Below are 12,645 nucleotides of genomic sequence, written 5' to 3'. Positions count from 1 at the left end.
CCGGAGGGCGGTCGACCCGTTGTGCTGGACAGGCCAACAGCTCCCGCCGGGAGCAGGAGGAGGGCAACGTGACGTACGACGCGGTCAGCGCCTACACCGTGCTGCTCGGTGACGGTGTCGGGCCGACGACGGTCAGCGTGCACGGCAGCGCCGTGGACGCGTGGGCGGCCCTCGCCACCGCGCTCGAGGTGGTGCCGTCGCCGCGGCGCCGGTTCACCCTGCGCTCCCCCATGGCCGTGGTGCCGAACCGCGGGCTGTCGCAGGACGAGGTCCACGAGGCCGCCGAGACCTGGCGCCGGGTCGACCCGGAACGCCGCTTCTGGCAGGTCACCTCGCACCGCCTGCAGGTCACGGTGCCCGCGATCAACACCGGGCCCATCGTGAGCCGTTCGGCCTAGCCCCCGGAACCACGAACGGGCCGTTCATCACGCAAGAAGGTGACGAACGGCCCGCTCGTACGGTCGACGTGGCGGTGACGCCTACGCGAAGGCGCGGTCTCCCGGGTTGATCGGACGCGGCAGCACGTCGCGCCCGGTCAGCTTCTCGTCGACGCCGCGGGCGGCGGACCGGCCCTCGGCGATGGCCCACACGATGAGCGACTGGCCGCGGCCGGCGTCGCCCGCGACGAACACGCCGGGCACCGTCGACTCGTAGGAGGCGTCGCGCCGGACGTTGCCGCGCTCGTCGTACTCCACGCCGAGGGCGTCGAGCAGACCGGCCTTCTGCGGGCCGAGGAAGCCCATGGCGAGGAAGACGAAGTCGGCCTCGAGCTCCCGCTCGGAACCCTCGACGGGCTCGAACTTCCCGCCGACGCGCTGCACGTCGACGAGCTTGAGCGCCCGCAGGTTCCCGTGCTCGTCGCCGAGGAACTCCTCGGTGTTGACCGAGAAGAGCCGCTCGCCGCCCTCCTCGTGGGCCGAGGAGACGCGGAAGATCGCCGGGTAGGTCGGCCAGGGGTTGGTGGCCGGACGCTCCGACGGCGGGATCGGCATGATCTCGAGCTGGGTCACCGACGCCGCGCCCTGGCGGTGGGCGGTCCCGACGCAGTCCGCGCCGGTGTCGCCGCCGCCGATGACGACGACGTGCTTGCCGGCGACGTCGATGTCCGAGCGGGAGTAGTCACCCTGCTGCACCCGGTTCGACGGCGGCAGGTACTCCATCGCCTGGTGCACGCCGTGGTACTCCCGGCCCGGGATGGGCAGGTCGCGCCAGTCGGTGGCCCCGACGGCCAGGACGACGGCGTCGAACCGCGAGCGCAGCTCCTCGACGGAGAGGTCCTGCTCGCCGTCGCCGCCGACCTCGATACCCGCGACGAAGTGCGTGCCCTCGGCGGCCATCTGCTCGAGGCGACGGTCGAGCCGGCGCTTCTCCATCTTGAACTCGGGGATGCCGTAGCGCAGCAGCCCGCCGATGCGGTCGGCGCGCTCGAACACGGTGACGTCGTGCCCGGAGCGGGTCAGCTGCTGGGCGGTGGCGAGACCGGACGGGCCGGAGCCGACGACGGCGACCGAGAAGCCGGTCCGCGCCTCGGGCGGCTGCGGGCGGACCCAGCCCTCCTCCCAGGCCTTGTCGATGATCTCGATCTCGACCTGCTTGATGGTGACCGGGTCGGAGTTGATCCCGAGCACGCACGCCGCCTCGCACGGGGCGGGGCACAGCGTCCCGGTGAACTCCGGGAAGTTGTTCGTGGCGTGCAGGCGCTCGATGGCCTCCGACCAGTCGTCGCGCCACACCAGGTCGTTCCACTCCGGGATCATGTTCCCGAGCGGACAGCCCTGGTGGCAGAACGGGATGCCGCAGTCCATGCAGCGTCCGGCCTGCTTCTTCAGCGTCGTCTCGTTGAGCTCCTCGTAGACCTCGTGCCAGTCCTTGAGGCGCAGGTCCACCGGGCGACGGCGCGGGAGCTCCCGGCCGGTGGTCATGAAACCGCGGGGGTCAGCCACGAGCCGCCTCCATGATCGCGTCGTTGACGTCGCGGCCGTCGCGCTCGGCGTCCGCGGTCGCTGCCAGGACCCGCTTGAAGTCCACGGGCATCACCTTGGTGAACCGCAGCGAGGCGGCCTCCCAGTCGGTGAGCAGCCCGTGCGCGACGGCGGAGTCGGTCGCCGCGTAGTGCTTCTCGACGAGGGCGCGCAGGTCCTCGAGGTCGGACACGCCGGGCACCTCGAGCTCGACCATCTGATGGTTCACCCGGCGCTCGGCGAGGTCGAGCACGTAGGCGATCCCCCCGGACATGCCGGCCGCGAAGTTGCGTCCGATCGGCCCGAGGATCACCGCGCGACCACCGGTCATGTACTCGCACCCGTGGTCGCCGACGCCCTCGACGACCGCGCGAGCCCCGGAGTTGCGGACGCAGAAGCGCTCGCCGACCTTCCCGCGCAGGAAGATCTCGCCCTCGGTGGCGCCGTAGCCGATGACGTTGCCCGCGACGATGTTCTCCTCGGCGACGAGCTGGGCGTCCGGGTGCGGGCGCACGCTGATCCGCCCGCCCGACAGGCCCTTGCCGAGGAAGTCGTTCGTGTCGCCGACCAGCCGCAGGGTCACCCCGCGCGGCAGGAACGCACCGAACGACTGCCCGCCCGAGCCGGTGAACGTCACGTCGATGGTGTCGTCGGGGAGGCCCGCCCCGCCGAAGCGCCGCGTCACCTCCGAGCCGAGCATCGTCCCGACGGTGCGGTTGACGTTGCGGACCGGGAGCTCCAGGCGCACCGGCGACCCGTCGGCCAGCGCGCCCTCGGCGAGCTGGATCAGGGTGTGGTCGAGCGCCTTGTCCAGCCCGTGGTCCTGGGACTTCGAGCAGTAGAGCGTCTGCTCGGCGTAGGCCCCGTGCAGCTCCGGACGGTGCAGGATCGGCGAGAGGTCGAGCCCCTCGGCCTTCCAGTGCGACTCGGCCGCGCGGGTGTCGAGGACCTCGGTGTGCCCGATGGCCTCCTCCAGCGACCGGAAGCCCAGCGCCGCGAGGTGCTCGCGCACCTCCTGGGCGATGAACTCCATGAACGCCACGACGTAGTCGGCCTTGCCGTCGAACTTCGCGCGCAGCTTCGGGTTCTGCGTCGCGACGCCGACCGGGCAGGTGTCGAGGTGGCAGACCCGCATCATGATGCAGCCGGAGACGACCAGCGGCGCCGTCGCGAACCCGTACTCCTCGGCCCCGAGCAGCGCCGCGATCATGACGTCGCGACCGGTCTTCAGCTGGCCGTCGGTCTGCACGACGATGCGGTCGCGCAGGCCGTTGAGCAGCAGCGTCTGCTGGGTCTCGGCGAGCCCGAGCTCCCACGGTCCGCCCGCGTGCTTGATCGAGGACAGCGGCGAGGCGCCCGTTCCGCCGTCGTGACCGGAAATGAGCACGACGTCGGCCTTGGCCTTGGAGACGCCGGCCGCGACCGTCCCGACGCCGACCTGGGAGACCAGCTTGACGTGGACGCGGGCGCGGTCGTTGGCGTTCTTCAGGTCGTGGATGAGCTGGGCGATGTCCTCGATCGAGTAGATGTCGTGGTGCGGGGGCGGGCTGATCAGGCCCACACCCGGCGTCGAGAACCGGGTCCGCGCGATCCAGGGGTAGACCTTGTGGCCGGGCAGCTGCCCGCCCTCGCCGGGCTTCGCGCCCTGCGCGATCTTGATCTGGATGTCGTCGGAGTTGACCAGGTACTCGCTGGTGACGCCGAAGCGCCCGGAGGCCACCTGCTTGACCGCGGAGCGGCGGGAGTCGCCGCTCGGGTCGCGGGTGTAGCGGCCCGGGTCCTCGCCGCCCTCGCCGGTGTTCGAGCGCCCGCCGAGACGGTTCATCGCGATCGCGAGGACCTCGTGCATCTCCTGCGAGATCGACCCGTAGGAGATGGCGCCGGTGTTGAACCGCTTCACGATCTCGGCGACCGGCTCGACCTCCTCGATCGGGATCGAGGGGCGGTCCTTGAACCCGAACAGCCCGCGCAGGGTCAGCAGCGAGGAGCTCTGCTCGTCGACCGCGCGGGTGTACTCCTTGAACGTGTCGTAGTTCTGCGTGCGGGTGGAGTGCTGCAGCTTGAACACCGTGTGCGGGTTGAACACGTGCAGCTCGCCCTCACGGCGCCACTGGTACTCGCCGCCGACCACCAGCTCGCGGTGCTGCGCGCGCACGCCGTCGGCCGGCCACGCCACCCGGTGGCGGATCGCGACCTCCTCGGCGAGGACGTCGTAGCCGATGCCGCCGAGGCGGGAGGTGGTGGCGGTGAAGCAGTCGTCGACGACCTCCGGGCCGAGCCCGATGGCCTCGAAGATCTGCGCGCCGATGTAGGACGCGACCGTCGAGACGCCCATCTTGCTCATCACCTTGCGGACGCCCTTGGCGAGCGCCTCGACCACGTTGCGGGTCGCGGTGGGCACGCCGACGCCGGTGATGACGCCGCGGTCGATCAGGTCGGCGACCGTGTCGAGCGCCAGGTACGGGTTGACCGCCGAGGCGCCGTAGCCGATCAGCAGCGAGACGTGGTGGGTCTCGCGCACGTCGCCGGCCTCGACGACGAGGTCGACGCGGGTGCGGGTCTTCTCCCGGACCAGGTGCTGGTGCACCGCGCCCGTGAGCAGCAGCGACGGGATCGGCGCGAACCGCCCGTCCGAGTTGCGGTCGGACAGGATGATCACGCGGGCGCCGTCGTCGATCGCCGCGGAGACCTCCGCCCGGATCTCGGCGAGCCGGGCCCGCAGCGCGTCGCCCCCGCCGGCCACCTCGTAGAGGCCGGAGACCACGTGCGGGGCGAAGCCGGGCAGGTTCCCGTCGTCGTTGATGCCGACGAGCTGCGCGAGCTCGTCGTCGTCGATCACCGGCAGCGGCAGGACGACGCGGCGACAGGAGGCCGGCGAGACCTCCAGCAGGTTGGTCTCCGACCCGAGCTGGACCTGCAGCGAGGTGACGAGCTCCTCGCGGTAGGCGTCCAGCGGCGGGTTGGTGACCTGCGCGAACAGCTGGGTGAAGTAGTCGAACAGCGAGCGGCTGCGGCTGGAGAAGGCCGCGAGCGGCGCGTCGTTGCCCATCGAGCCGGTCGCCTCGGCGCCGCCGGTGGCCATCGGGCGCAGGAGCAGCGTCAGCTCCTCGCCGGTGTAGCCGAAGGTCTGCTGGCGGCGGACGAGGACGTCGTGGTCGAACGGCACGCGGTGGCGGGCCGGCAGGTCGGCCAGCTCGATCATCCCGGCGTGCAGCCACTCCTCGTAGGGGTGCTCCGCGGCGAGCTCGCTCTTGATCTCGTCGTCGTCGACGATGCGGCGCCCGACGGTGTCGACGAGGAACATGCGGCCGGGCTCGAGGCGGCCCTTGCGCACGATCGTCGACGGCTCGATGTCGAGCACGCCGACCTCGGAGCCGAGCACGACGAGCCCGTCCTCGGTGACCCAGTACCGGGCGGGCCGCAGGCCGTTGCGGTCCAGGACGGCGCCGATGACCGACCCGTCGGTGAACGCCGCGAGGGCCGGGCCGTCCCAGGCCTCCATCAGCGTGGAGTGGTACCGGTAGAAGGCCCGGCGCGCCGGGTCCATCTCGTCGTGGTTCTCCCACGCCTCCGGGATCATCATGAGCACCGCGTGCGGCAGCGACCGGCCGCCGAGGTGCAGCAACTCGAGCACCTCGTCGAAGCTCGCCGAGTCGCTCGCGTCCGGGGTGACGATCGGGAAGAGCCGGTCCAGGTCGTACTTCTGGAACGCCCCGGTCGAGAGCATCGACTCGCGCGCCCGCATCCAGTTGCGGTTGCCGCGCAGCGTGTTGATCTCACCGTTGTGCGCGAGGTAGCGGTACGGGTGCGCGAGGCCCCAGGCCGGGAAGGTGTTCGTCGAGAACCGGCTGTGCACCAGGGCCAGCGAGCTGGTGGTCCGCTCGTCGGTCAGGTCCGCGTAGAACGGCCCGAGCTGCTCCTCGGCGAGCATGCCCTTGTAGACGACGGTGCGGCTGGACAGCGAAGGGAAGTACGTCTCGCACCCCGCGGCCCGGGTCTCGTGCTCGGTCCGCTTGCGCAGCGCGAAGGCGCGGCGCTCCATCGTCAGCTCGATCCCGGCCTCGTCGTCGCCCGCGTTCGGGGTGTCGACGACGGCGTCCACGTCGGCCGGGAGACCGACGAACAGCTGGCGGAAGGTCGGCATGACCTCGCGGGCGGTCGGGCCGATGCCCGCGCCGTCCGGGTCGACCGGCAGGTCGCGCCAGGCGAGGACCTCGACGCCCTCCTCGGCGGCCAGGCGCTCGACGATCGCGGTCGCCTCGGCGGCCCGCTCGGGGTCGGCGGGCAGGAACGCGATGCCGGCCGCGTAGCGACCGGTCTCGGGCAGCGTCACGCCCTGCTCGGCGAGCACGGGACGGTAGAGCCCGTCCGGCAGCTGGATGAGGATGCCCGCGCCGTCGCCGGTCGCGTGCTCGGCGCCGCGGGCGCCGCGGTGCTCCAGGTTGATCAGGGCGGTGATGCCCTTGGCGACGATGCCGTGGTCGCGGCGGCCCGCGATGTCGGCGACGAAGGAGACCCCGCAGGCGTCGTGCTCGTGGGCGGGGTCGTAGAGGCCCTGCGCCGCAGGAGCGGCGGTGGCAGGGGCGGTGGTGGCAGGGGTCGTGCTGGCGGCGGTGCCGTCGGCGGCTGCCCCGGAGGTGATGGTCACGGCCTCGTGCCCTCCCGTCGTCGTCGTGTGGTGGTCCCCGGGTGGTCCGGAGGCGGAGGATGCGGCGCCGGGGGCTCCCCGGGCCGGATCGGGCGGGCGGCACGCACGTGCCGCCGCGGGTGGGCGGGTCGTCAGGGGGGATGGGCCGACTCTCCGGGTGGCGGGTCCGCGTCCGTGCGGCCCGCCGGACGTCGGGGGTGTGGTGGCCCGAAGCAACCTGACGTTAACGGTGGCGATCGCCCCGCGCACGCGTCCGAGGACGATTCGAACCGTGCTCATCGACACGTTCCGGCAACCCGCCGGTCGTGCTCCGGACCGATTCCGCCGCACGACGTGACGACGCTGTCACCGAGCGTGCTGGAGGTGGTGGTGGGTCGGCGTCCGGCTCGCCGCGCGGGATCACCGCGACGGGCGGCCGGTCCCGATCGGCCGACGGTGCTCGCCGCAGCCCGATCTGCGGGAACCGTCGGGTATCGGGACCCCGGTGTCGGGGTATGCCGTTACCGTGTCGAACGGGTGTTCGACCGTTCGGGGGGTCTGTGCCGACCCGCGGTCCGGTCGTCGCCCGTCACCAGCCGACCACGCCGCACGACGGCCGAGACCTCGGGAGCCATCATGAGCGAGACCGACACGCGCGACAGTCTGCCGTCCGACACGCCGGATGGGAAAGACCCCGGACGTCACACGGACGACACGCGGGCCGCGCCGGAGGCGCCGGACCCGCACGAGGTGAAGGCGCCGGGCGGGGACTCCGCCGCGGAGAAGGACCCGGCGCAGTGGGTCACCGGCGACGAGCCGATGACCGGGCCGCAGGCCAGCTACCTGGAGACGCTGGCCCACCAGGCGGGCGAGGAGCCGCCCTCCGGGCTGACCAAGGCGCAGGCACACGACGAGATCGAGCGGTTGCAGGGCTCGGACTCCGACCCGGCGGGCGACCCCTCGAAGCAGGAGCGCCCCACCACCGAGTGGGTCACCGGCGAGGAGCCGATGACGGGCCCGCAGGCGAGCTACCTGGAGACCCTCGCGCAGCGCGCGGGCGAGGAACCGCCGAAGGACCTCACCAAGTCCCAGGCCTCGCGCGCGATCGACGACCTGCAGAAGCGCACCCAGGAGTGAGGCACGTCTGGCCGCCCGGCGGCCCGGCGGGCGAGCTCGACCGGGCGGCGCTGGCGGAGGTCTACGCCTACCCGGCGGCGCCCGCCCGGCCGTGGGTCCGCGTCAACTTCGTGGCGAGCGCGGACGGCGCGGTCAGCGCCGGCGGCCTCTCCACCGGGTTGCACGCCCCGGGTGACCGGGCGGTGTTCGGGCTGCTCCGCGAGCTGGCGGACGTGATCGTGGCCGGCTCCGGCACCGTCGCGGCCGAGGGCTACCGCGGGGCGCGCACCTCGCCGGAGCTCCGCGCCCGCCGCCGCGCCCGGGGCCTCGCCGAGGTGCCGCCGGTCGCCGTCGTCACCGCCGCGCCGACCCTGGAGCCGGACGCGGCGCTGTTCACCGACACCGCCGTGCCCCCGGTCCTGGTCACCACCGACGCGGCGGCCCCCGCGGCCCGGGAGCGGTACGGGCCGGCCGCGGAGGTGGTGGCCGCGGGCGACCTCTCCCCCGCGGCCCTGCTCGCCGCCCTGGCCGACCGGGGGTTCCGGCGGGTGCTCTGCGAGGGCGGCCCGACCCTGTTCGGCGCCCTCGCGGCAGCCGGCCTGGTCGACGAGCTGTGCCTGAGCCTCGCCCCGCAGCTCGCCGGGGCCGGTCCGGGCCGGATCCTCGCCGGACCGGCGTTCGACACGCCCCACCCCCTGGAGCTCGCGTCGGTGCTGGCCCACGACGACGGGCTGCTGGTGCGCTATCGACTCGCCCGCAATTAGTCCGTTCGAGTGACATCGCGTGACGATCCCTCGCGGCCGGCAGTCGTAGGGGTAGTCGGCCGCCCACGGCGGAAGCACGAACCACCGGCGCCACGAACCACCAGCGCAGAGGAGCGCCCCTCATGACGACCCCTTCCGACTCGGCGACGACCACCCCGGCCGCCCCGCGGACCGGCGGCGCCAACCCCGCCCGGCTCGCCGACGACTCGGGGCAGGGCAAGACCACGATCGCCTCCGGCGTGGTCCAGAAGATCGCCGGCATCGCGGCCCGCGAGGTGTCGGGCGTGTACTCGATGGGCGGCGGCGTCTCCCGCGCCTTCGGCGCGATCCGGGAGCGCATCCCCGGCGGCACCGGCACCTCGCAGGCCGCGGGCGTGCAGGTCGAGGTCGGCGAGAAGCAGGCCGCGATCGACCTGGACATCGTCGTGGAGTACGGCGCCGGCATCGTCGAGCTCGCCCGCGCGGTGCGCCGCAACGTCATCGGCGCCGTCGAGCAGATGACCGGGCTCGAGGTCATCGAGGTCAACATCGCCGTGAACGACATCCACATGCCCGGCGACGACACCGACGCGGGCGAGCCCGCGCCCGCGCAGCCCGCGCGGGTCGAGTGAGCACGCCGGACCCGGTCGCGGCGGCGGGCGCGGCGGCCCCGGGGGTGCGCGCCACCTCCCCGGGGTCGGCGGACGCCCCCGGCCGGGGGTCGCTCTCCGAGCGGGTCGCGGGGGCACTGCTCGCGCACCCGGACGTGGTCCGGCTCTCCGGCGGCACCTTCGGGTCGATCGCGACCTACCTGCCCGGCCGCCGGCTCGTCGGCGTCGCGCTCGGTGACGGCGAGGAGCCGGCCCGGATCAGCGTCGTGCTGCGCCTCGGCGCCCGGGTCCGGCCGACGGCCGAGGCCCTCCGCGCCCTGGTCGCGGCCGAGACCGGGGCCCGACGGGTCGACGTCGTCGTGACCGACGTCGTCGACCCCGCCGACCCGACCGACCCGGCCGCCGCCGCACCGTGACGAGCCCCGAGTTCCGGGCGTTCGTCCGCCGTCACCACCCCGACGTCGGCGGCGACCCGGAGACCTTCCGCCGGGGGGTGGAGGCCTTTCGCGCCGGACGCCCGTCGTCCGGCGCGACCACCCCCGACCCCCCGGCGTGGCACGTGCCCGACGACGACCCGCGCCTCGACGCGCCGGTCGTCGCGGTCTCCGGCCACGTCGTCCCCCGCACCCTGCGCGCGGGCCGACGCTGGCTCGGCCGCGCCCCCCTGAGCCCGGTCCGTACGCGCCGGGTCGTCTGACACCAGTCCATCGAGAGGACCCCAGGAAATGAGCGCCACCACGGCCGGTCTGTTCGTCGGCCTCCTGCTCGGCGTCGCGGCCGCCGCCGGCGGTCTCGTCGGCTTCTTCATCGCCCTCGTGCTGGGCATCCTGGGCCTCGTCGTGGGCCGGGTCCTCGACGGCGAGCTCGACCTGACCCAGTTCACCGGGCGTGGTCGCGACCGATGAGCAGCCCCGCCACGGACGCGACCACCCCGGTGCCGGTCGTCCCGTCCTCCCCCGGCCCCCGCTCCGTGCCCGACGACGAGCCCGCCGAGCGCGGCAGCCTGCACATCGGCTTCGGCGTGGTGCGGCGCATCGCGGAGCACGCCGCGGACTCCACGGACGGCACCATGCGCACCGAGCGGCGCGTCGTCGGCCTGGGCTTCGGCGAGGCCGGCGCGTCGGCGAAGATCTCCGGCTACGGCGACCAGGTCGACGTGCGCCTCGAGGTGCCGCTGGCCTACCCGGCGCCGATCGCGCTCACCGTCGACGCCGTGCGCGGCAACGTCCGCGAACGCGTGCAGACCCTCACCGGGTACGCGGTGCGCTCGCTCGACGTCACCGTCTCCGCCCTGACCTCCCCGGCCGGTCCCGCGGCCCCGACCACCCGGGTGCAGTGATGCGTTTCGTGCTGCGGCTGCTCTCGCCGCTGATCGGTCTGGTGGTCGCCGCGATCGGGGCGATCACCACGATCGAGGTCGTCACCGCGTGGCTCGCGCCGGCCTCGTCGCCGCTGGTCGTGCCCTGGCCGGCGTGGCGCGACGGGCTCGACGGCCTGACGTGGTCCTCGGGCGCGGTGCGCACGATCGCGATCGTCGTCGGCGTCGTCGGGCTGCTCGTCCTGCTGGTCGGGCTGGTCGCCCGCCGCCACGACGTCGCCCTGACCGACCCGGTCCCCGAGGTCACCGTGACCACGTCGCCGCGGTCGCTGGCCCGCGCGGTCGGCCACGAGGTGCGCTCCCACGCCGACGTCGTGTCCGCCTCGGTCGTGGCGTCGCAGAAGAAGGTCGTGGTGAAGGCCGGGACGCTCGACGCCCCCGAGGACGTGCGCACCGCCGTCCGCGAGCGGGTCGACGAGGTCCTCACCCGCCTGCCGCTCGCGCACCGGCCGCGCGTGTCGGTGTCCGTCGCCGCCACCAAGGGGGTCAAGTGAGCCGCCGCTCCCGCCGCGCCGTCGCCCGGTCCACCGCCGCCGACCGGGCCCGGGTCCTGCTGACCGGGCTGGTCCTGCTCGCGCTCGGGGTCCTGGTGGTCCTGCTCGGCTACGGGGTGTTCGGGTCGAACCGCGCGCAGCGGCCCGTCGTCGACCCCGTGGTGAGCGACTGGATCGCCGGCAACGCCGACCTGACCCGCTGGATCGCGATCGTGGGCGGCATCGTCCTGCTCGTGGTCGGCCTGACCTGGGCGGTCCGGTCGCTGCGCCCCGAGCCGCGCCCCGACGTGCTGCTGTCCGAGGTCCCGGGCCAGCGGCTGACCGTCGAGCACTCCGCGATCGCGGACGCGGTCCGCGCGGACGCCGAGCTGATCGACGGCGTCAGCCGGGCTCGGGTGCGCATGGTCGGCACCGAGCGCCGGCCCGCGCTGCGGATGGCGGTCTGGCTGGTGGAGGGCACCGACGTCCGCGACGTGTGGGCCGAGATCGACGGCCGGGTCCTCGCCCGGGCCCGCCAGGCCTTCGCCGTGGACGCGCTGCCGACCGCCGTGCGCATCGAGCTCGACGCGGCGGCCTCCCACGCCCCGCGGGTGCAGTAGGGGCAGACTGGCGCGGTGGACCTGCCCGTCATGCCCCCGGTGCTGCCGATGCTGGCCAAGCCCGTGAAGTCGATCCCGGCCGACCAGCACTTCGAGCCGAAGTGGGACGGGTTCCGGGCGATCGTCTTCCGGGACGGCGACGAGGTGGAGATCGGCAGCCGCAACACCAAACCGATGACCCGCTACTTCCCGGAGGTCGTCGCCGCGCTCAAGGAGCACCTGCCGCCGCGGTGCGTCGTCGACGGCGAGATCATCGTCGCGACCCCGGACGGGCACGGCCTGGACTTCGAGGCCCTCCAGCAGCGGATCCACCCCGCGGTCTCCCGGGTCACGCTGCTCTCCGAGCAGACCCCGGCGTCGGTGGTCGCCTTCGACCTGCTCGCCCTGGGCGACGACGACCTCACCCGGCGCCCGTTCGCCGAGCGCCGGGCGCTGCTGGAGGAGGCCCTCGACGACGTCGCACCGGTCCACGTCACCCCGATGACCACCGATCCCGACGAGGCCCGGGACTGGTTCGTGCGCTTCGAGGGCGCCGGGCTCGACGGGCTGATCGCGAAGAAGCCGGACCTGACCTACCAGCCCGACAAGCGCGTGATGAGCAAGATCAAGCACGAGCGCACCGCCGACTGCGTGGTCGCCGGCTACCGGGTGCACAAGTCCGGCCCGGACGCCCTCGGCTCGCTGCTGCTGGGGCTGTACGGCGCGGACGGCTCCCTCGCCAGCGTCGGCGTGGTCGGCGCGTTCACCATGGCCCGACGCCGGGAGCTGATGGCGGAGCTGCAGCCGCTGGTCACCACCTTCGACGAGCATCCGTGGAACTGGGCCGCGCACGAGCAGGGCGAGCGCACGCCGCGCAAGAACGAGACCAGCCGCTGGAACGCCGGCAAGGACCTGTCGTTCGTGCCGCTGCGCCCGGAGCGGGTGGTCGAGGTCCGCTACGACTACCTCGAGGGCGAGCGGTTCCGGCACACCACGCAGTTCGTGCGCTGGCGCCCGGACCGTGACCCGGAGTCGTGCACCTACGACCAGCTCGAGCGGCCGACCAGCTTCGACCTGGCCGACATCCTGCCGCCGGCCTGAGGCACGGGCCCTCACCGCCGGACGACCCGGCGGGCG

General features: G+C 73.7%; 13 protein-coding genes. 11 read left to right on the top strand and 2 right to left on the bottom strand.

From position 1 onward, the window contains the following. The first annotated feature begins 68 nt into the window (after positions 1 to 68). Positions 69 to 398, top strand: coding sequence for a hypothetical protein (locus QRT03_RS11665; protein WP_286052930.1), 330 nt, complete (start codon positions 69 to 71; stop codon positions 396 to 398). 81 nt (positions 399 to 479) lie between these two features. Here QRT03_RS11665 and QRT03_RS11660 read toward each other — a convergent pair whose 3' ends face one another. Together QRT03_RS11660 and gltB are read right to left on the bottom strand one after the other, a co-directional pair. Further along, positions 480 to 1,943 (bottom strand): glutamate synthase subunit beta, encoded by a 1,464-nt coding sequence (locus QRT03_RS11660; protein WP_286052929.1) that lies wholly within the window; start codon positions 1,941 to 1,943, stop codon positions 480 to 482. Then, positions 1,936 to 6,609, bottom strand: coding sequence for a glutamate synthase large subunit (gene gltB / locus QRT03_RS11655; RefSeq protein WP_286052928.1), 4,674 nt, complete (start codon positions 6,607 to 6,609; stop codon positions 1,936 to 1,938). Before gltB ends, QRT03_RS11660 begins: the two co-directional genes overlap by 8 nt. 615 nt (positions 6,610 to 7,224) lie before the next feature. On the opposite strand from gltB, the gene QRT03_RS32175 reads away from it, so the two are divergent. The 10 genes from QRT03_RS32175 (at position 7,225) to QRT03_RS11600 (ending at position 12,609) form a co-directional block, all read left to right on the top strand. Then, entirely contained in the window at positions 7,225 to 7,725 is a 501-nt protein-coding gene (locus QRT03_RS32175; protein ID WP_425604818.1) for a DUF3072 domain-containing protein, read from the top strand. Next, complete coding sequence (locus QRT03_RS11640; protein WP_286052927.1) at positions 7,722 to 8,468, top strand: pyrimidine reductase family protein; 747 nt, start codon at positions 7,722 to 7,724, stop codon at positions 8,466 to 8,468. The genes QRT03_RS32175 and QRT03_RS11640 overlap by 4 nt, the downstream gene beginning before the upstream one ends. Before the next feature lie 122 nt (positions 8,469 to 8,590). After that, a complete protein-coding gene (locus QRT03_RS11635; protein ID WP_286052926.1) occupies positions 8,591 to 9,079 on the top strand; it encodes an Asp23/Gls24 family envelope stress response protein in 489 nt (162 codons plus the stop codon). Beyond that, positions 9,076 to 9,474, top strand: a complete 399-nt coding sequence (locus QRT03_RS11630) for a hypothetical protein (RefSeq protein WP_286052924.1) — start codon at positions 9,076 to 9,078, stop codon at positions 9,472 to 9,474. The genes QRT03_RS11635 and QRT03_RS11630 overlap by 4 nt, the downstream gene beginning before the upstream one ends. Continuing rightward, complete coding sequence (locus QRT03_RS11625) at positions 9,471 to 9,755, top strand: hypothetical protein (RefSeq protein ID WP_286052922.1); 285 nt, start codon at positions 9,471 to 9,473, stop codon at positions 9,753 to 9,755. The genes QRT03_RS11630 and QRT03_RS11625 overlap by 4 nt, the downstream gene beginning before the upstream one ends. 28 nt (positions 9,756 to 9,783) lie before the next feature. Then, positions 9,784 to 9,963: a hypothetical protein gene (locus tag QRT03_RS11620; protein WP_286052920.1), complete on the top strand. Its 180-nt coding sequence runs from the start codon at positions 9,784 to 9,786 to the stop codon at positions 9,961 to 9,963. After that, on the top strand, positions 9,960 to 10,397 hold the full coding sequence (locus QRT03_RS11615; RefSeq protein ID WP_286052919.1) for an Asp23/Gls24 family envelope stress response protein: 438 nt from the start codon (positions 9,960 to 9,962) through the stop codon (positions 10,395 to 10,397). The genes QRT03_RS11620 and QRT03_RS11615 overlap by 4 nt, the downstream gene beginning before the upstream one ends. Continuing rightward, positions 10,397 to 10,930 carry a DUF6286 domain-containing protein gene (locus tag QRT03_RS11610; RefSeq protein ID WP_286052918.1) on the top strand — a complete coding sequence of 178 codons (534 nt, stop codon included), beginning with the start codon at positions 10,397 to 10,399 and terminating at the stop codon, positions 10,928 to 10,930. The genes QRT03_RS11615 and QRT03_RS11610 overlap by 1 nt, the downstream gene beginning before the upstream one ends. Next, positions 10,927 to 11,529 carry an Asp23/Gls24 family envelope stress response protein gene (locus QRT03_RS11605; protein WP_286052916.1) on the top strand — a complete coding sequence of 201 codons (603 nt, stop codon included), beginning with the start codon at positions 10,927 to 10,929 and terminating at the stop codon, positions 11,527 to 11,529. Before QRT03_RS11610 ends, QRT03_RS11605 begins: the two co-directional genes overlap by 4 nt. 15 nt (positions 11,530 to 11,544) lie before the next feature. Next, the gene (locus QRT03_RS11600; protein ID WP_286052915.1) at positions 11,545 to 12,609 is read left to right on the top strand and encodes an ATP-dependent DNA ligase; all 1,065 of its coding nucleotides are present in this window, start codon (positions 11,545 to 11,547) and stop codon (positions 12,607 to 12,609) included. Positions 12,610 to 12,645: the final 36 nt, after the last annotated feature.

Origin of the sequence: Actinomycetospora termitidis, from assembly GCF_030286555.1 — a bacterium.
Lineage (GTDB): Bacteria > Actinomycetota > Actinomycetes > Mycobacteriales > Pseudonocardiaceae > Actinomycetospora > Actinomycetospora termitidis.
The sequence above is the reverse complement of the archived record's forward strand: the minus strand, read 5'-3'. Positions and strand labels throughout refer to the sequence as shown.